This window comes from Piscibacillus salipiscarius JCM 13188, from assembly GCF_001311865.1.
Classification (GTDB): domain Bacteria; phylum Bacillota; class Bacilli; order Bacillales; family Alkalibacillaceae; genus Piscibacillus; species Piscibacillus salipiscarius.
Genome location: NZ_BBCD01000015.1, coordinates 52,024 through 71,616, shown reverse-complemented (window position 1 = coordinate 71,616; position 19,593 = coordinate 52,024). Strand labels below are relative to the sequence as shown.

The following is a 19,593-nucleotide window of genomic DNA, read 5'->3' as shown; positions in this document are numbered from 1 at the left end:
ACACTCCTTATTGATCGTCTTCGCGAATTGCCATGTGACGAAGTACGTCTTCAGAGAACTTCGCTGTACGACCGAATTCATCAACTGCAGTAGAATCGCCTTCGAAATTAACAACAACATAATAACCATCACGGTAGTCATTAATTTCATATGCAAGACGACGTTGACCCATTTCATCAACATTTGTAATCTCCGCGCCATTATCAGTTAACACGCTGTGAAGACGCTCAACTTCAGCTTTACGAGCTTCTTCCTCAACATCTGGGCGGATGATATACATAATTTCGTATTTTGTCATCCGTCTTCACCTCCTCTTGGACTTTGCGGCCCCATATTTGATATGGAGCAAGGAGTAAATCTAATTACTCACAATAAGTATTATATCAAATATACACTTATTAAACAACTATTAATTTGACCCAATCGTTACACGTTAAAACGGAAGTGAATAACATCGCCATCTTGAACGATGTATTCTTTACCTTCTAAGCGAACATTACCTGCATCCTTCGCTTTTGCCATCGAACCTGCTTCTACTAAATCATTATAAGAAACCGTTTCAGCACGGATAAACCCACGTTCAAAATCAGAGTGAATAATCCCTGCTGCTTGTGGAGCTGTCATACCTTTTCTAAATGTCCAAGCTTTAACCTCTTGCTCACCAGCTGTGAAGTAAGTTGCTAAACCTAACATATTATATGAAGCTTTAATCAATTGGTCTAATCCTGATTCCTCAATGCCAAGCTCTTGTAAAAATTCTTCTTTCTCTTCACCTTCTAATTCGGCGATCTCTGATTCCACTTTAGCGCAAACAACAATGACTTCTGCCCCTTCGTTCGCGGCATATTCTTTTACTTTTTGAACGTTTTCATTATCTTCTACATCTAATAACTCATCCTCACCAACATTAGCAACATATAAAATAGGTTTTATTGTTAGTAGATGTAGCTGTTTTACATATTTCTCTTGTTCTTTTGTAAATTCTATTGCGCGTGCTGGCTTCTCATTTTCAAAAGCGTCCTTCAACTTCTCTAATATCTCAAACTCATATTGAGCATCTTTCACTTTCTGCTTAGCCAATTTCGCTACTTTATCATAGCGTTTCATAATGGTCTCTAGGTCGGCTAAAATTAATTCTAAGTTGATCGTCTCAATATCTGAAATAGGATCTACATGACCAGACACGTGCGTGATATTTTCATCCTCAAAGCAACGAACGACGTGACAAATTGCATCAACTTGTCTGATATGAGATAAAAATTGGTTTCCTAAGCCTTCACCTTTACTTGCACCTTCTACAATTCCTGCAATATCTGTAAACTCAAACGAAGTTGGCACCGTTTTCTTAGGATTTACCATCTCCGTTAACGTCTGAAGACGATGATCTGGCACTTCAACAATCCCAACATTCGGATCGATTGTTGCGAATGGATAGTTTGCTGACAAAGCACCAGCTTGCGTAATCGCATTAAATAACGTTGATTTACCCACATTTGGTAAACCAACTATTCCTGCAGTTAATGACATTAATCTAACACTCCTTCAATTCCGTACCCAACCTAACAAGATTAGTCCATAACAATTATAGATTTATGAAAGTAAAAACACAAGTTATTAAGAAAATAAAAAACAAAGGCCTATTTGCCTCTGTTTGAACAAAAATGACTAGAAAATTAAAAAATGTTTCACGTGAAACATTTTTTTTAGCTTGCTTTTTTGAATAATTTTTTTTATGTTTCTTTTCAATTTTTCTAGGTACTAACACACTATGGTTGCATCCTTGACATTTAATACGAATGTCCATCCCCATACGTATTATTTTCCACTCATTAGCACCACACGGATGGGGTTTTTTCATTTCTACAATATCATTTAAATCGTAGTTTTGATCAACCATTGTCACCATCCCTTTCTATCAATAAGTCTTCTAAGAATATTTTATCAAATTTTTTCGTTCACTAGCTCGTTTAATTATTGGAAACAATAAAATCATAGCTAATACGTATATATTAATCAAGCCATATAAAGGATATAAATAACTAATTAAGTTTGAGAATCCAACTAGAGTGAATGGAACCGCTGCTAATATTAATAATACCCCCACGACTCCTTTACTCCACTTAAAGTATTCTTTTACTCGAGCAATCAATCCAAATAAACTAGTGATGGCCGTTGTATATATAGCAAACCATAATAATACTGACATAATAAAAACATTTGAATAGGATAACCATTTAGTATCGCAAATAACGGGATTTCATAAAAAAACAACTGATCGGAAACGTGGATTAAGCTTATATTGTAAATATAAGACATAGTCCCTAGGATCAGTCCACTGCCAATACTAGCCACATAAATTTCTGTTTTACTTTCAATTTCTTTACCAATCGCACCGATGACTGCAATTAATGGAACAACATTTAGCGAAGTAAATGGAACAGATGACACCCAGTTAGATTGTTCCACATATTGATAAATCAATGGAACCTTTTCTTGATATATAAATACAATAAGAACAACTGCTAGTCCTAGTATTAACATCGGTAATAAAAACGATTAATAGATAGGATTCCGCCCATTCCATACGGTATAACGACAACTAGCAAAACAATCATTAATACGACACCAATAAAATAAGGAAATTCTAGTATATGTAACGTTGCCCCACTTCCAGAGATCATAACAAACAACATCGTAAATAAGTATAATAGAATACCCCAATCATAAAAGTGCGCAAACCTCTTCCCCACTAATGTTTGTAACACAGGTAAATAATGTTCAGATTTTAATTCGTAACTTATAGTAAGGACTACAACACAACTTATGATAAACATAATGGTAAATAATAAAATACCTAGACCACTTTCATGCCCGAAAAACTCCCAAATTTCCCTTCCAGAAGCATAACCAGCACCAATCATGGTAGCCACTATAAGACCAATCCATTTAAAACCACCTATCATCCCTTCAACCCCTTATGTATATCTTTTTAATCGACGCCATATACTAGTAAAAATATGTACAAGGGGTTAAGAGTATGACTTCTATTAATAATCGTCCTACTTCAATGAATTTACCAACAGATGATACTTCATTTTGTTTAAATCTATTTAATACTATTAAAGAAACCATCAATGCGGATCAACCTATCATAATACTATGTATTGGAACTGACCGCTCTACTGGAGATAGTTTAGGGCCATTTATTGGACATTATCTATCACTCAAACCATTATCAAAGCTTCATGTATACGGCACAATAGATCAGCCTGTTCACGCAAAAATCTGCATGAAACTATTAAATCTATTTATCAAACTCATTCAAACCCTTACGTCATTGCCATTGATGCTGCATTATCTAGTATGTCAAAAGTTAAATCTGTTGATGTAGTTTATGGTCCTTTACTCCCTGGTGCTGCTTTACAGAAAGAGTTACCTGCAGTTGGTGATATATCCATAAAAGGTTATGTTAATGTAAGTGGTTTTATGGAATTTAGTATTCTTCAAAACACAAGATTGTCTGTTGTCATCAAGATGGCAAAACAAATAGCTCAAGGCTTATATTATACAGATGTTTATTTGAAGCATCAGTCATCAATCTTTAAATTAAAAGGAGCTCAGTAATTTAAATTACTGAGCTCCTTTTATGAAAAAACATGTTGTACTTGAGTGTATATGTACAGTACAAATCCAACAGTAACTAAACTAGGTAATAAATTGGCTACTTTAATGTCAGTGATTTTGAGTAAGTTTAATCCAATCGCGAATATGAGTAGCCCTCCTGTTGAGGTCATATCTTCAATGAATAAATCTAATATGCTTTGCGGAATCCATTGATCGATTTGCGTCGCAAACAGAGCAATTCCACCTTCGTAAAGAATAACTGGTACGGCTGAGAACACTACACCAAATCCCATAGTTGTCGTTAATACTAACGCCACAAATCCATCGATGATCGATTTTGTATAGAGAATGCCGTGATCCCCTCTCAAACCACTATCAAGTGCTCCAACAACAGCCATAGCGCCTATAACAAATATTAAAGATGCTGTTACGAAGCCTTCAGCAATTCTAGATTGTTTACCAGGTTTTTGAATTTTATCTCGATATGAGAACCTAATCGATTTAATTTTTCATCTAAATCAATTCCTTCACCTATTATGGCACCTGTCACTAAACTTAATAAGATAACGATGATTCGATCAGATGTTAACGCCATTGAAAAACCTATTAATAAGACTGTCAAACCAATTCCGTGCATAATTGTATCTTTTATTCGATCAGGGATTTTAGTAAAAATAATCCAAATAGGGTTCCTAGTAATATGCATATTCCATTAACGATGACGCCCATGAATGCCAATTTCATCATCCTAACTTCTTGAGTTAACTACAAAAATGTTTCACGTGAAACATTTTAAAATAAAACTCGCCTATACGGCGAGTTTTATCACTTATATGCGATTAATTCTAATATTCGATTTAAATCATCTTGATCAAAATACTCGATTTCAATTTTACCTTTTCGCTTACCTTGTTGAATGTTAACACTTGTTCCGAAGAAATCTCTTAATTCAGCTTCTTTAGATGATATAAATACATCTTTCTTAGTTGTTTTCTTTTTCTTCTTTTGTTTCTTTTCATTAAGCTGTGTGATTAATTTTTCTACTTGGCGAACATTAAGATGCTCTTTTCGTATTTTATCAGCCACTAAAATGATTTCATCATCTTCTTTTAAAGCTAACAATGCGCGGCCATGCCCCATTGTCAGCTCTTTACTGTTGATCATCGCCCGGACTTTCTCAGGTAATGAAAGTAATCGCATCATATTAGCGATGTGCGGCCTACTTTTCCCTAATCGTTTAGCTAATTCATCTTGTTTAATATTTAATTCGTGAATTAAACGTTCATAAGCCTCCGCTTCCTCCATTGGACTCAAGTCCTCACGCTGGAGGTTTTCAAGAAGTGCTAATTCCATCATTTGTTCATCAGTTAGTTCACGAACAACCGCCGGAATTGACTTTAAGCCAGCTTCTTTAGAGGCTCTAAAGCGCTTTCCCCTACTACAATCTCATAGCCCTTAATCGCTTTTCTAACAATAATTGGCTGAAGTACGCCATATTGCAATATAGAATCCTTTAACTCCTCTATTGCATCTGCTTCGAAGTTTTTTTCTAGGTTGGTAAGGGTTTGGACGTATCTGTTTAATTTCTACTTCCTGTACGCTTTCTTCTTCAACACCGAAAAGCTCTTCTAAACCTCTACCCAACCCTCTGGCCATTTGCCATCACTTCCTTCGCTAATTCAGAATATATTTCTGCACCTTTAGATCTAGGATCATATGTAATGATCGGTTCACCGTGGCTTGGAGCTTCCCCAAGTCTGATGTTTCTAGGAACTATCGAATTAAAGACTTTGTCTTGGAAGTATTTTTTCACTTCTTCAATAACTTGAATACCTAAATTCGTTCTAGCATCTAACATGGTTAGTAAAACGCCTTCTATCATTAAATCTTGATTTAATCGTTTTTGAACTAAACGAACAGTATTTAATAACTGGCTCAAACCTTCTAGTGCGTAATACTCACACTGAACTGGGATAATGACACTATCAGCAGCAGTTAATGCATTTAATGTTAGAAGCCCTAATGAGGGTGGACAATCTATGATAATATAATCATAATCATCTCTAACGTTTTCTAATGATTTTCTTAATCTTAATTCTCTTGAAATAGTAGGAACAAGTTCTATTTCCGAGCCAGCAAGTTGTATGGTAGCTGGAATTGCATCTAAATTAGGTACATTAGATGAAACAAGAACTGACTTTGGATCTTCTTCCTCTATTAACACGTCATATATACAAGAGGACATATCTCCCTTGTTAATACCAATGCCACTTGTTGCATTTCCTTGTGGGTCAATATCTATTAATAAGACCTTATTACCTTCGTGCGCTAGACATGCACTCAAGTTAACAGCTGTTGTGGTCTTACCTACTCCACCTTTCTGGTTTGCAATGGCAATGACTTTTCCCATAATGTCACCTGCCCAATCTAAAAATTTTTCAATACTATTATTTTATCATGTTACCTAAAGAATTGTTAGATTTATATTGCAGAAAAATACCCATCTTTAAATAAGATGGGAAATATCCGTTATAAAACTACTTTTTGGTATTTTTATTTTTATTTCATAGAACTCATCAGAGTCATTTTCTTCAGTTTTAACATCCATACCTGTATCTTTGACCATGCTTAACGACTGTCTAATTGTATTTAAAGCAATTCGAACATCTTTATTAACACCTTTTACTTGAGGTTTTTTCTTTTTGGTTGATTTATCTTCTTCAGGATTTAATAGATGCTTTACGTAATCCTCTGATTGTTTAACGTTCAGCTGTTTTTCGATAATTTCAGCTAACGCTTTTTCTTGCAATTCTGGATTACCTTTTAGGGCAATTAATGCACGTGCGTGGCGTTCAGTAATTTCTTTATTTAAGATCGATTGTTGAACGACACTCGGAAGCTTAAGTAAGCGCAATTTGTTAGCAATCGTTGACTGACTTTTACCAAGCCGCTGCGCTAATGCTTCTTGTGTTAATCCATGTATTTGAAGCAGTTGATCATACGCAATTGCTTCTTCTATAACCGTTAATTCCTCGCGTTGCAAGTTTTCAATTAATGCAACTGATGCCGTTTGAGTATCTGTCATATCTTTGATGATCGCAGGAATCTTCTCCCACTCTAGCGTTTGAACCGCTCTCCATCTTCTTTCACCGGCAATCAGTTCAAAACTTTCATCATCCTCAGATTTACGTACGACAATCGGCTGAATCATGCCATGTGTTCGAATTGTTTGTGCTAGTTCTTCAATTTTCTTGTCGTCAAAAATGGTGCGTGGCTGATATTGATTGGGTTGAATATCTTTAACTGGTAGTTCAACTATTTCGTTGTTATAGTTCTCTTCGCTTTTCGGTTCGTTTTTACCGAATAACTTACTTAACGAACTCATTTAGGCACCCACCTTCAAAATTCAATGAATCCTATTTTATCTCATTATGTATCTTAAAAAAATGTAATGTTTCACGTGAAACATTACATTTTTGATCATAGCTATGATTAACTATATATGTGATCCACTAACCCTATTTTACCATATACTTCTGTTTAGTAGAAGTATATTTTGTAGAATAATAGAGTTAACTTTACGTCAAAATACCTTATAAAACGACATGTCACTTCTCTATTGGATCTTTATTTGGTGTCCCTGGTTTCCTAGGATATTTCTTAGGGGTTTTCCGTTTTTTATCTACGATCACAATATGTCGTTCACTCTGTTCAAGTGGCAACTCAAATGAATGAATCTGTTTCCATTCACCGCCTAGTGTTTTTAAGGCAAGTTCACCTTGTTCTTTTTCTTCTTCAAATTTGGCAGCCTTCATCATAATGAAGTTACCACCCGTTTTTACAAGGGGTAAACATAGTTCACTTAATACAGATGTCCTTGCTACTGCGCGAGCCATCACGACATCATAAGATTCGCGAAACTTTTTTATTTTTCCAAAGTTTTCAGCGCGGTCATGGTAAAAGGCTACATCAGATAACCCCAACTGTTCAGCAAGATGATTTAAAAAAGTAATTCGCTTTTTTAAGGAATCAACAATTGTAACCTTTAAATGAGGAAAATAATTTTGAGCGGTATTGAAGGGAATCCCGCTCCAGCACCAACATCACAAACTGTTTCCACTTCGTTAAAGTCAAAGTAAAATGCAGCAGTAATGGAATCAAAAAAGTGTTTTAAATAAACTCCCTCTTGATCAGTTATGGCTGTTAAATTCATTTTCTTATTCCACTCAACTAAAATTTCGAAATATGTTTCGAATTGTTTTAGTTGTTGTTCAGTTAATTGTATCCCCTGGCTATTTAGTTCATTTGTAAAGTCTGTAATTTTCATATACATCCTCTATTCATTTGAAGCTTTTGAGCGAAGCCCTTGTTCAATATAAACTAATAAAATAGAAACATCAGATGGATTCACACCTGAAATACGTGAAGCCTGACCAACTGATAATGGACGAACTTTCTTTAGTTTCTCTTTTGCTTCAGTTGCAATACCCTGTATATCATCATAGTCAATGTGATCTGGAATACGTTTGTTTTCCATTTTACGCATTTTATCAACTTGTTGCATAGACTTCTCGATATAGCCTTCATATTTAACAATGATTTCAACTTGTTCTTCAACATCACTAGGAAGATCCACTTCATTAGGAACTAATTGTTTAATATGGTCATATTTTACTTCCGGACGTCTGAGTAAGTCAGATGCACGAACACCATCTTTTAGTGGAGATCCGCCAAGTTCCTCAATCATTTTTTGTACTTCTTGATTAGGTTTAATGATATGAGATTTTAAGCGTTTAACTTCAGCATCAATTAATTCTTTTTTCTTAGTAAAACGTCCATAACGCTCTTCTGGAATTAGACCATACTCATAACCAATATCAGTTAATCGTAAATCAGCATTATCATGGCGCAGCAATAAGCGATATTCTGCACGTGATGTGAGCAGACGATATGGCTCGTTAGTGCCTTTAGTCACTAAGTCATCGATCAGCACTCCAATATAAGCTTGTGAACGATCTAAAATTAATGACTCTTTTCCAAGTGCTTTTGCAGCTGCATTAATGCCGGCCATGATTCCTTGCCCTGCTGCTTCTTCATAACCTGATGTTCCATTAATTTGGCCAGCTGTAAATAAACCATCTATTTTCTTTGTCTCTAACGTTGGCCATAATTGAGTTGGTACAATGGCATCATATTCAATTGCGTAACCTGCTCTCATCATCTCAGCTTTTTCTAAACCAGGTACGGTTTCAAGCAGACGTTTTTGAATATCTTCAGGTAGAGATGTTGAAAGTCCTTGGACATAGACCTCCTCAGTGTTGCGACCTTCTGGCTCTAAGAAGATTTGGTGACGTGGCTTATCGTTAAAACGTACAATTTTATCTTCTATTGAAGGACAATACCTAGGGCCTGTTCCGCGTTCGGCACCAGAGTACATCGCTGAACGAGATAAGTTTTCATTAATAATTTGATGTGTGAACTCTCCAGTGTAAGTTAACCAACACGGAATTTGGTCTGTAATAAATTCTGTTGTTTCATATGAGAACGCACGTGGTTCTTCATCACCTGGTTGAATTTCTGTTTTTGAATAATCAATCGTATGACTATTCACTCGTGGTGGTGTCCCTGTTTTAAAACGTACAATATCAAAGCCGAGTTCCTCTAGTTGTTTAGATAACTTAACTGTTGCGCGTTGGTTGTTTGGTCCACTTTCATACTCAATGTCACCAATTAACACTTTTCCGCGCATAAACGTACCCGTTGTTACGATTACAGTTGGTGCATAATAAGCAGCTTTTGTTTCTGTTAACACACCTTTTACAACACCGTCTTCAACGATTAATTCATCAACCATTCCTTGACGAAGGGTTAAATTCTCTTGATTTTCAATTACTTTCTTCATATCTTGTTGGTAAAGAACTTTATCAGCTTGTGCACGTAAAGCACGGACGGCTGGCCCTTTACTTGTATTTAATAAACGCATTTGAATGTGCGTTTGATCAATTGTTTTACCCATTTGGCCGCCTAAAGCGTCAATTTCACGAACCACAACACCTTTTGCCGGCCCACCGATTGATGGGTTACAAGGCATGAATGCAATTAAGTCTAAGTTAAGTGTTAGCATAAGCGTTTTTAGCGCCACGTTTAGCAGATGCTAAACCTGCCTCAACACCAGCATGCCCTGCCCCAATGACAATTACATCATATTCGCCTGCATTGTACATAATTTAAACCTCCTTTTAAAACCTTTCTATTTTCCAAGACAGAATTGAGAGAATAACTGATCGATTAACGATTCATGAACATTATCTCCAATAATTTCACCTAGTAACTCCCAGGTTCTTGTAATATCTATTTGAACTAAATCAAGCGGCATTCCCGCTTCAATACCGTTTAGAGCATCAGTTAAAGCAGATTCGGCCTGTTCTAATAACTGAATATGTCGCACATTAGAAACGTACGTTAAATCAGCAGAATCGAGTTCACCGTCAAAAACGTATTCGCGATTGCTTCTTCTAATTCATCAATTCCTTGTTCTTGTAAAAGTGATGTTGTAATAACTGGTGCTCCATTAGCTGCTTGATTTACTGCTTCCATATCAATCTTTTGATCAAGATCAGTTTTGTTGACGATCACAATCACGTCCATACCTGCCGCCGCTTCAAATAAAGCAGCATCTTCTTTCGTAAACTCTTCATTTCCATTTAAAACGAGTAAAATGAGGTCTGCTTCTTTTAAAGCCTGACGAGACCTGTCGACACCAATTTTTTCAACAATGTCTTCTGTTTCTCGGATTCCCGCTGTATCAATTAATCTTAGAGGTACACCTCTAACATTGACGTACTCTTCTATGACATCACGAGTGGTACCGGGAATTTCTGTCACAATGGCTTTATTTTCATGAGCTAATTTATTTAATAAAGACGATTTACCAACATTAGGTCTGCCAATGATCGCTGTTGCAATTCCTTCTCTTAAAATTTTACCTTGTTTAGCTGTTTGAAGAATCTTATGAACTTCTTTTTTCACATAACTTGCTTTTTCAATCAGCACGTCATGCGTCATTTCTTCTACATCATCATATTCTGGATAATCTATATTAACTTCAACATGTGCAACAGTTTCTATTAGCTCTTGACGAAGTTTTCGAATAAGCTCTGACAAACGTCCATCCATCTGTTTCATGGCTACATTCATGGCACGGTCAGTCTTTGCACGAATGAGGTCCATCACTGCCTCTGCTTGAGACAAATCTATACGTCCATTTAAGAATGCGCGTTTTGTAAACTCTCCTGGTTCAGCAAGTCTAGCTCCTTCTCTTAGGATTAGCTGAAGAACACGGTTTACAGACACCATTCCGCCGTGACAGTTAATTTCTATTATATCTTCACGGGTGAAGGTTTTTGGACCTTTCATAACCGTAATCATCACTTCTTCTATCAACTCATCCGTGTTGGGATCTATAATATTCCCGTAATGAATCGTATGAGAATCTACATTGGTTAAGTCTTTACCTTTAAACACGCGATTAGCAATAGAAAAACGCTTCTTCACCGCTTAAACGAACTATGGCAATGGCACCTTCTCCAATTGGTGTTGAAATAGCAGAAATCGTATCTTGTTCCACAACCTTCACCCCTTTCTAGGCATATTTACTAGGAAATCGCATAATTTCCTAACTTAAAACAATAACATAATTCTCGTCAAAATGAAAGTTATTTATAAGCACACATGATGAAGCTATTTAAAGACTTTTCTTCTCCTTTATACTCATTCATTAATTCATAATAACTGTTAACTAACAACTTGAATTTTGGGGATTCATTCATAAATGCTTTCCGAATGTCATTTGCATAAGCTTTCTCCCACTGAACATCTTGTAAGTAAGTAGCATCTACTTGATCTTGTTTAGCTATTTGAAAACCTTCACCTTCAAGCAATTCTTTAAGTTGTGATTTATGAAAGAGATTTTGTATATTGCCATCATGATTAACAAAATGAGAATAGAGTGCTTGGATTGTTGCAGCGCAAAAATGAGAACGTTGAGATTGGTCCATAAAATCAATATCCCAATCAGCGACACAAATCATATTTGATACATCTTGCATCTTTCTAAAATACTTTTTTAACTCATTTGGATTTTTAAAGTACCAAGAACTATGTGATAACACGACTGCATCGAATGTTTCATGTAATTCTAGTGACAAGAAATCTGTTTCGAAATGAAATTGGATCCGTTCACCAAGTTTGGAGTTCTTAATCTGATCAGTCGCCTCACCTAAAGTCAAAGGGGCACCATAATCACGGCTAGCCATATCAATTGCTGTTACGCGCCCTTCCTCTCCTACTTGATCAGCAATAGCAATGGTTGTCTCCCCTTGACCACAGCCTATTTCTAATACATTCATTCCTTTTTGAATTCCAAATGCTTTTACAAGATTCATACGATGAAGTAATTGTATAGCAAAAATTTCATCGTCTATATCTAAACCGTACTGAGTTAACAGTCGCTCACTAATATGATTAATAGCTGACACTATGATCACTCCCATAATTATCTTTAGTAATATCTAAAAAAGAAACACCTCACGATTTCACGCAAGATGTTTCTATCACTTTTATCTTTATTTAATTGGTTTAATTACAATATAACGATTAGGATCTTTACCTTCTGAATGAGTTGAAACGTCGCTGTGGTCATGTAAAGCGGTATGGATCATTTTGCGTTCAAATGAAGGCATTGGTTCAATTTTAACTTCTTCACCTGTACGCGATGCTTTACTTGCCAACTTTTCTGCTAATTGATATAAGGTCTCTTTTCTTCTATCACGATAATTTTCAGCATCTACAACTACTGTCACGTATTGAGATGAATCAGCTTTATTTACCGCTAAATGTGTAAGGTATTGTAGAGCGTTTTAACGTTTGGCCTCTTTTTCCAATGAGTAAACCAATTTTATCTCCTACTAATTCGTAGACTAGCTCATCACCATTGTTCTGAACTTTTACTTCTACTTCAACACCCATTTCTAGAGAAACACTCTTTAAGAACTGCTCCCCTATTTTAGCTAGATCTATCTTTTCTTGAGCTTTAACGTAAGCCCTTTTAGACCCAAATAATCCGAGTAATCCTTTTTTACCCTCATCAATCACTTCAAAGTTGACCTGTTCATCTGTAAGCCCTAATTGACGAAGCGCATTTTCTTTAGCTTCTTCAACTGTTTGACCACTAGCCGTTATCTCTCTCACTTTTTAGATCCCCCATTTTGATTTTCTTCAAATTGTTTCATCATTGGTTTACGAATAAAAATGGTTTGTGCGATCATAAACAAGTTACCTACTACCCAGTAAAGCGCTAATGCTGATGGGAAGAATAAAGCAAATCCACCAATCATTAATGGTAATAAGTATAACATAACTTGCATTTGTGGGTTTACACTAGCTGGTTGACCAGCCATCATAATTTTTTGCTGAATAAATGTCGTTGCCATCGTGATTAAGGCTAAAATCACACTTGGTTCACCTAATGAGAACCATAAGAAATCATAATCTCTAATAGGTGGGAATCTTACAATCGCATGATAGAATGCAATCAAAATTGGCATTTGAGCTACAATTGGTAAACAACCTGCTAATGGATTGACACCGTGTTTTTGGAATAATGCCATTGTTTCTTGCTGTAATTTCTGTTGTGTTTGTTGATCTTTTGATGAATACTTCTCTCTTAATTTTGAATCTCTGGCTGCAACATTTGCATTGCCTGAGATGATTTTAATTGTTTAATATTTAATGGAAGAATTAATGTACGTAGTAGAATCGTTACAATAATAATGGCTAGACCATAACCATGATTAAAAATATCTTCCGCTATAAACTCAATTAAAGTTATTAATGGCCATACAAAATACTCTTCCCAGATCCCTTCTTTAGTATCATTTGTGAGATCTTGGTTTACGTCCATACAGCCTGATAAAAAGATAGCTAAACCTATTAACGCTGCAATGAGTAAAATCTTTTTGCGCACTCTCTATTTCCTCCTAACAAATCGGCAAACTACTAACATTATAATGGTTTGTATAGTTTATTAAACTCTATTTAGTATTTTAGCACTTCTTCTATACCTTTTACCATAAGAAATTCAATCAATTATTGACGAAACATGTTAGATCGTTTTAAAACGTGTGATAAGCTCTTCTTTATTTCATAGAAACCCATTTGGTTTGTAGGTTTTCTGGCAATAATCACTAAATCATAATTTGGCTTAATTTGGTCTTCAAAGTCAATCAATGCATGTCTTAAAAAAAAAAACGTTTCACTTCGTTGCGTTTAACCGCATTGCCAATTTTCTTTCCTACAGATAAACCTACTCGAAAATGACTTTGTTGTTCTTTCTCATAATAATAAAGTACCAATTGGCGATTAGCGAATGAATGTCCATGCTTTAAGATTTTTTGAAACTCTTCATTCTTTTTAATTCTATATTCTTTCTTCATATAATCCATTCATCCAATCTACGCTTGATCTATGTATATAGCATGACACGTTGCCATCTATTTTACACTATTAATCACGTTTAACTATTCTACTTCTATTTCTAAAAAGAGAAAAAAGACCACTGATATAATTTCAGTGGCCTAAGCAGATAGAACTTTTCTTCCTTTTTTACGACGACGAGCTAGAACTTTACGTCCGTTTTTTGTACTCATTCTAGCACGGAATCCGTGTACTTTATTTCTTTTACGTTTATTTGGTTGATAAGTGCGTTTCATTCTTAAACACCTCCTGATGATCTTGCACGTTCCTTCTAAAAACAGTCCAAATTAGTATATAAAATGTAACGCTTGTTGTCAAATCAATAGCGCACATTTCATTGTAATAAATTTTGATCAAAAACAAGTTCCTTTTATCCACAACTCCAATTAACAACTTTCTAACCAAAAAAATCTATCCACATTGTGAATTGACAAAATACCCACAAATTCGACCCTTGTGGACAAAAAATTTAAACATAGGAGTTCTTGGTGTGGATAAGTTTCAAATCGCATTGAAATAAACGACATTTTCTGCTATGATTATGTTGTTTAACTCGTGGATAACCTTTTTACAAAAGTAACCTTTTCCACAGGTTGTGAATAGTTTGTGGATAGTTAATCACATCTTGTTTAAACATTTATGCACATTTTTTTGTGGATTATGTCGATTCATGTACATAAAGCTTGTTACAATCGTTTATAATTATCCACATGTGCGTTTTTTATTTTGGCCTCTTATTGGAGTTTTTGAACTAAGGGAGTGAACTAGTTGGAGAATATATCAGAAATATGGACGAAAGCTTTATCAGAGATAGAGAAAAAGTCAGCAAACCAAGTTTTGATACTTGGTTAAAATCAACAGAGGCTAAGTTCATTGAAAACGATCAAATAGTGATCGCTGCTCCAAATGAGTTTGCGAGAGATTGGTTAGAAAACAGTTATTCTAAGCTCATCTCTTCAACCATTTATGACATCACAGGAGCAGAACTAGAGCCTAAATTTATTATTCCAGAAACAGAAGACATCGATGAACCGCAAAAACAACCGATTAAAAAAATGAATCAACTTAAGCAAAATGACTCATCATCAAAATCGATGTTGAATTCTAAATATACATTTGAGACGTTCGTCATTGGTTCTGGAAACCGTTTTGCCCATGCAGCATCACTAGCTGTAGCTGAAGCGCCTGCTAAAGCCTATAATCCCCCTATTCATATATGGTGGTGTAGGTCTTGGTAAAACACACTTAATGCATGCAATCGGTCATTATGTTCTAGAGCATAACCCATCAGCTCGTGTCGTTTTATACAACTTCAGAAAAATTTACAAATGAGTTTATTAATTCAATTCGTGATAATAAAGCGATTGATTTCAGAAATAAATATCGTAATGTAGACGTGCTCCTAATTGATGATATTCAATTTTTAGCTGGGAAAGAACAAACTCAAGAGGAATTTTTCCATACGTTCAATACCTTACATGAAGAAAATAAACAAATCGTCATTTCAAGTGACAGACCACCTAAAGAGATTCCAACATTAGAAGACAGGCTGCGTTCTCGGTTTGAATGGGGCCTCATCACAGATATTACACCGCCAGATTTAGAAACTCGTATCGCAATCTTAAGAAAGAAAGCAAAAGCAGATGGCTTAGATATTCCTAACGAGGTCATGCTTTATATAGCTAATCAAATAGACACTAACATCAGAGAATTAGAAGGTGCATTAATCAGAGTTGTTGCCTACTCTTCACTAGTTAATGAGGATATTGATGCTGCATTAGCTGCGAGTGCATTAAAAGACATTATTCCAAATAGTAAACCTAAAGAAATTACGATTAAAGGAATTCAAGAAATCATTGGCGAAAAATACCATGTACGTTTAGAAGATTTCGCTGCCAAAAACGAACCAAATCAGTCGCCTTCCCTCGTCAGATTGCTATGTATCTATCACGAGAATTAACTGATTATTCGTTACCTAAAATAGGTGAAGAATTTGGTGGTAGGGATCATACTACCGTCATTCATGCTCACGAAAAAATCTCTAAAATGATGGCTGAAGATCTACAATTACAGCGAGAAATTGATGATTTAATTGAAACAATTAAGTCTCATTAGTTGTGAACATGTAGATAAGTTATGCACATTCATAAACAGTTTATCCACATGTGAATAACTTGATTTCATGCTATTATCTAGAGTTATTCACAAATTCACAGGACCTATTACGATTACTACTAATTTTTTATTAAAAATAAATAAATATATAACTAACAAATCAGGAGGGCATTATGAAAATCTTAATAGAACGTGAACCATTAATGAATAGCATCCAAAATGTTATGAAGGCTATATCATCTAAACCAACTATCCCGATTTTATCTGGCATCAAAATTGAAGCCAACCAGCAAGGAGTCAAACTAACAGGTAGTAATTCAGATATTACAATCGAATCTACTATTCCGGTTGAAGAAGATGGTGTTGTTAACATTCACGATCTTGAACCAGGACAAATTGTTGTACAAGCTAAATTTTTACCTGAAATTATTCGTAAATTACCTGATCATCAAGTTGAAATTAATGTTGATAGTGATTTAAACATCCAAATAAAATCTGGTCATGCAGAGTTTAAGTTAAATGGTCAGGACACTGAGGAGTTCCCTCAATTACCAGTTTTACAGACTGATAATAGCTTTGATCTACAAATCGATTTATTGAAAATGTTAATTAGACAAACGAACTTTGCCGTTTCTGTGTCTGAAACTAGACCAATTTTAACAGGGGTCAATATTAAACTTGAAAATGATTTGTTAGAACTAGTCGCAACAGATTCTCATCGTCTAGCTTCTAGAAGGATTTCTATGTCAAATGCTGATCATCTAACCTTTAATAATGTTGTCATTCCTGGTAAAAGTCTAAGTGAATTAAATAAAATCCTTGGTGACACTCAAGAGACGATCCAGATAAGTGTAACGGATAATCAAATCTTATTTAGAACTAAGAACTTATTCTTTTTATCTCGTTTATTAGACGGTAACTACCCTGAGACATCTCGTCTAATTCCTAATCAAAGTAAAACAGTCGTTACTGTTAATTCAAAAGAACTTATCGATTCAATTGACCGTGCTAGTCTTTTAGCTAAGGATAATCGAAACAACATCGTCAAGCTTGTAACAAAAGATCAAAATACGATCCAAATTACGAGTCACTCCCCTGAAATTGGTCATGTAGAGGAGACATTAGTTACTGATTCAATCGAAGGTGAAGATTTAAAAATCTCTTTTAATGCGAAATATATGATTGATGCTTTAAAAGCTATTGACGCTGAACAAGTCGCAATTAATTTCACAGGTGCTATGCGCCCGTTTGTTATTCGTCCTAAAGAAGATGAAGATCAAATTTTACAGTTAATTACACCAGTAAGAACTTATTAATATAAAAATAAACCCGAGCCAAGATGTTTGAAAACTTAGCTCGGGTTTTAATTATGCTCTCATTAAAACTTTCCACAACCTCTCCTTGATTGAAATTATTTAAAATGATCCACTGTGGATGGCTTACCCCTTTTTGAATTATTCACATGTTAATAACTTTAAAGTAATAAGAAAATAATATTCTTTTGGTTAACGGGTTCATCATTCGGCCAAACTAGGGATAACACTATTTTTAATAAAGATATAAGGGTTTTCCTTGTACTTTTCTTAATGTGAAATATCTAGTAAAATAGATATATGATGTTAGATTGGAAAAGAAGGTGAAAAAATGCCTGAAATTATCGAAATAGATACACAAGAGATCACTCTTGGACAGTTTTTAAAATTAGCTAATATTATTGACTCTGGCGGCATGGCAAAATTTTTTTGAAGGAATTCAATGTATATGTCAATGGAGAATTAGATGATCGTAGAGGCAGAAAACTTAAAGTGAACGATGTGATTGAAGTTGAAGAAGTCGGGACATTTCAAGTTGGACAAGCATCGAATTAATGCATACACATTAGAGGAGTCACTTCATGTATATTGAGGAAATTACACTTACCCACTATCGGAATTACGATAAATTATCTGTTTCATTTGATCAAAAATTAATGTCATCATTGGTGAAAATGCCCAAGGGAAAACAAACCTAATGGAAGCCATTTACGTGTTAGCTTTCACAAAATCGCATCGTACATCAAGAGACAAAGAATTAATTCAATGGGACGCAGAGTATGGTAAAATAGAGGGTAGGGTTTTTAAACGAAATCAAAGTTTCCCGCTTGAAGTTGTTTTTTCAAATAAAGGGAAAAAAGCTAAGTTCAATCACATTGAACAAAAACGTTTAAGTGAATATATCGGAGCGATGAACATTGTGATGTTTGCTCCAGAAGATCTTAATCTAGTAAAGGGTAGCCCATCTGAACGAAGAAAATTTTTTGATATGGAAATTGGTCAAACACAGCCAGTTTACATCTACCATTTAGGGCAATTTCAACGAATACTAAAAGAACGAAATGCCTTACTAAAAGATTTACAAAGAAAGCAGCAGCCTGATCCGACTATGTTAAGAGTATATACGGACCAATTAATAGAGCATGCTTCAGTTATATTAAACAAACGTTTTCTATTCTTGCAAAAGCTAAGAAAATGGGCAAAACCAATCCATGAAGGAATTAGTAGAGGATATGAACAGTTATCGATTGATTACGATGCAAGTGTAGATGTATCAGAAGACATGGATTCGGAAAAAATAAAGATAGTTTTAGAGGAACATTTTTCTAAAATTGAAACTAAGGAAATTGAACGGGGTACTACTCTAGTTGGCCCTCACCGGGATGATTTAATCTTTAATGTCAATGACAAAAATGTGCAAACGTTTGGTTCGCAAGGACAACAACGAACGACAGCCCTATCACTTAAACTAGCTGAAATTGAACTAATTTATGAAGAAGTAGGAGAGTATCCAATTTTATTATTGGATGATGTCTTAAGTGAACTTGATGATTTTAGGCAATCCCACCTCTTGAATACGATTCAAGGGAAGGTGCAAACCTTTGTTACCACACGAGTGTTGATGGAATAGCTCATGACACCATAAGCCAAGCTGCGATTTATACAATTCATAATGGACAATTAGTCGAAGAAAGGTGAGGATCGAAAGTGTTTATACATATAGGCGATGAAAACGTTATTCAGTCTGAAGATGTGGTGTCAATTATTGATTATACGTTGTTTAACTCCTCATCAATTGTAGAAGAAATGATATTTAAACAAAGAGAAAAAGGTAATGTCTCGGATAATTCGTATGAAGAAGCTAAATCCATTGTCATTACCGTTGATCATATATACTTCAGTTCCCTATCAGTATCGACGTTAAATAGACGTGCGCAATTAGATTATAAGTTAGATAAGGTAGAAGATATAACAGATACCTATGAACTAGAAGAGTAACTGGCCAAGT

10 protein-coding genes and 13 pseudogenes are annotated in these 19,593 nt (G+C 35.1%); 6 read left to right on the top strand and 17 right to left on the bottom strand.

What is annotated here, in order from left to right:
• Positions 1 to 7: 7 nt before the first annotated feature.
• The 5 genes and pseudogenes from rpsF to JCM13188_RS20985 all read right to left on the bottom strand — a co-directional run bounded on the left by rpsF (position 8) and on the right by JCM13188_RS20985 (position 2,963).
• Positions 8 to 298 (bottom strand): 30S ribosomal protein S6, encoded by a 291-nt coding sequence (rpsF, locus tag JCM13188_RS11265; protein WP_054754141.1) that lies wholly within the window; start codon positions 296 to 298, stop codon positions 8 to 10.
• A 128-nt stretch (positions 299 to 426) separates the two neighbouring features.
• The gene (ychF, locus tag JCM13188_RS11260; RefSeq protein ID WP_054754139.1) at positions 427 to 1,527 is read right to left on the bottom strand and encodes a redox-regulated ATPase YchF; all 1,101 of its coding nucleotides are present in this window, start codon (positions 1,525 to 1,527) and stop codon (positions 427 to 429) included.
• A 169-nt stretch (positions 1,528 to 1,696) separates the two neighbouring features.
• Positions 1,697 to 1,897 (bottom strand): annotated as a pseudogene (locus tag JCM13188_RS19105) (DUF951 domain-containing protein); the annotation flags it as partial.
• A 248-nt stretch (positions 1,898 to 2,145) separates the two neighbouring features.
• Positions 2,146 to 2,481, bottom strand: coding sequence for a hypothetical protein (locus tag JCM13188_RS20990; protein WP_369404964.1), 336 nt, complete (start codon positions 2,479 to 2,481; stop codon positions 2,146 to 2,148).
• A 53-nt stretch (positions 2,482 to 2,534) separates the two neighbouring features.
• Positions 2,535 to 2,963, bottom strand: coding sequence for a hypothetical protein (locus JCM13188_RS20985; RefSeq protein ID WP_369404963.1), 429 nt, complete (start codon positions 2,961 to 2,963; stop codon positions 2,535 to 2,537).
• A 74-nt stretch (positions 2,964 to 3,037) separates the two neighbouring features.
• On the opposite strand from JCM13188_RS20985, the pseudogene yyaC reads away from it, so the two are divergent.
• Positions 3,038 to 3,624 (top strand): annotated as a pseudogene (yyaC, locus tag JCM13188_RS20980) (spore protease YyaC).
• A 20-nt stretch (positions 3,625 to 3,644) separates the two neighbouring features.
• Here yyaC and JCM13188_RS11235 read toward each other — a convergent pair.
• From JCM13188_RS11235 to rpmH, 12 genes and pseudogenes are all read right to left on the bottom strand, one after another.
• Positions 3,645 to 4,362 (bottom strand): annotated as a pseudogene (locus JCM13188_RS11235) (DUF554 domain-containing protein).
• Positions 4,363 to 4,449: 87 nt separating this feature from the next.
• A pseudogene (locus JCM13188_RS11230) lies at positions 4,450 to 5,280 on the bottom strand (ParB/RepB/Spo0J family partition protein).
• Positions 5,261 to 6,034, bottom strand: coding sequence for a ParA family protein (locus tag JCM13188_RS11225; protein ID WP_054754131.1), 774 nt, complete (start codon positions 6,032 to 6,034; stop codon positions 5,261 to 5,263). The pseudogene JCM13188_RS11230 and the gene JCM13188_RS11225 overlap by 20 nt, the downstream one beginning before the upstream one ends.
• A 96-nt stretch (positions 6,035 to 6,130) precedes the next feature.
• Positions 6,131 to 7,009 carry a nucleoid occlusion protein gene (gene noc / locus JCM13188_RS11220; protein ID WP_054754129.1) on the bottom strand — a complete coding sequence of 293 codons (879 nt, stop codon included), beginning with the start codon at positions 7,007 to 7,009 and terminating at the stop codon, positions 6,131 to 6,133.
• A gap of 223 nt (positions 7,010 to 7,232) precedes the next feature.
• Positions 7,233 to 7,951, bottom strand: a pseudogene (gene rsmG / locus JCM13188_RS11215) (16S rRNA (guanine(527)-N(7))-methyltransferase RsmG).
• Between the two features lie 9 nt (positions 7,952 to 7,960).
• A pseudogene (gene mnmG, locus JCM13188_RS11210) lies at positions 7,961 to 9,851 on the bottom strand (tRNA uridine-5-carboxymethylaminomethyl(34) synthesis enzyme MnmG).
• Between the two features lie 23 nt (positions 9,852 to 9,874).
• Positions 9,875 to 11,251: pseudogene (gene mnmE / locus JCM13188_RS11205) on the bottom strand (tRNA uridine-5-carboxymethylaminomethyl(34) synthesis GTPase MnmE).
• Positions 11,252 to 11,339: 88 nt separating this feature from the next.
• On the bottom strand, positions 11,340 to 12,161 hold the full coding sequence (locus JCM13188_RS11200; RefSeq protein ID WP_279401748.1) for an SAM-dependent methyltransferase: 822 nt from the start codon (positions 12,159 to 12,161) through the stop codon (positions 11,340 to 11,342).
• Between the two features lie 87 nt (positions 12,162 to 12,248).
• Positions 12,249 to 12,873, bottom strand: a pseudogene (gene jag, locus JCM13188_RS11195) (RNA-binding cell elongation regulator Jag/EloR).
• Positions 12,870 to 13,648: pseudogene (yidC, locus tag JCM13188_RS11190) on the bottom strand (membrane protein insertase YidC). The pseudogenes jag and yidC overlap by 4 nt, the downstream one beginning before the upstream one ends.
• A 122-nt stretch (positions 13,649 to 13,770) precedes the next feature.
• Positions 13,771 to 14,117 (bottom strand): annotated as a pseudogene (gene rnpA, locus JCM13188_RS11185) (ribonuclease P protein component).
• A 141-nt stretch (positions 14,118 to 14,258) separates the two neighbouring features.
• Complete coding sequence (rpmH, locus tag JCM13188_RS11180; RefSeq protein ID WP_054754127.1) at positions 14,259 to 14,393, bottom strand: 50S ribosomal protein L34; 135 nt, start codon at positions 14,391 to 14,393, stop codon at positions 14,259 to 14,261.
• Positions 14,394 to 14,925: 532 nt separating this feature from the next.
• Between rpmH and dnaA the strand changes: the two are divergent.
• The 5 genes and pseudogenes from dnaA to remB all read left to right on the top strand — a co-directional run bounded on the left by dnaA (position 14,926) and on the right by remB (position 19,583).
• Positions 14,926 to 16,272, top strand: a pseudogene (gene dnaA, locus JCM13188_RS11175) (chromosomal replication initiator protein DnaA).
• 173 nt (positions 16,273 to 16,445) lie between these two features.
• Positions 16,446 to 17,588 (top strand): DNA polymerase III subunit beta, encoded by a 1,143-nt coding sequence (gene dnaN, locus JCM13188_RS11170; RefSeq protein ID WP_054754125.1) that lies wholly within the window; start codon positions 16,446 to 16,448, stop codon positions 17,586 to 17,588.
• 328 nt (positions 17,589 to 17,916) lie between these two features.
• Positions 17,917 to 18,140 (top strand): annotated as a pseudogene (gene yaaA, locus JCM13188_RS11165) (S4 domain-containing protein YaaA).
• Positions 18,141 to 18,166: 26 nt separating this feature from the next.
• Positions 18,167 to 19,283 (top strand): annotated as a pseudogene (gene recF, locus JCM13188_RS11160) (DNA replication/repair protein RecF).
• A 9-nt stretch (positions 19,284 to 19,292) separates the two neighbouring features.
• Positions 19,293 to 19,583, top strand: coding sequence for an extracellular matrix regulator RemB (gene remB, locus JCM13188_RS11155; RefSeq protein WP_054754123.1), 291 nt, complete (start codon positions 19,293 to 19,295; stop codon positions 19,581 to 19,583).
• The last annotated feature ends 10 nt before the right edge of the window (positions 19,584 to 19,593 follow it).

Coding starts and splice junctions, on each gene's coding strand:
- rpsF (WP_054754141.1), bottom strand. CDS start 298: ATGACAAAATACGAAATTATGTATATCATCCGCCCAGATGTTGAGGAA.
- ychF (WP_054754139.1), bottom strand. CDS start 1,527: ATGTCATTAACTGCAGGAATAGTTGGTTTACCAAATGTGGGTAAATCA.
- JCM13188_RS20985 (WP_369404963.1), bottom strand. CDS start 2,963: ATGATAGGTGGTTTTAAATGGATTGGTCTTATAGTGGCTACCATGATT.
- JCM13188_RS11225 (WP_054754131.1), bottom strand. CDS start 6,034: ATGGGAAAAGTCATTGCCATTGCAAACCAGAAAGGTGGAGTAGGTAAG.
- noc (WP_054754129.1), bottom strand. CDS start 7,009: ATGAGTTCGTTAAGTAAGTTATTCGGTAAAAACGAACCGAAAAGCGAA.
- rpmH (WP_054754127.1), bottom strand. CDS start 14,393: ATGAAACGCACTTATCAACCAAATAAACGTAAAAGAAATAAAGTACAC.
- dnaN (WP_054754125.1), top strand. CDS start 16,446: ATGAAAATCTTAATAGAACGTGAACCATTAATGAATAGCATCCAAAAT.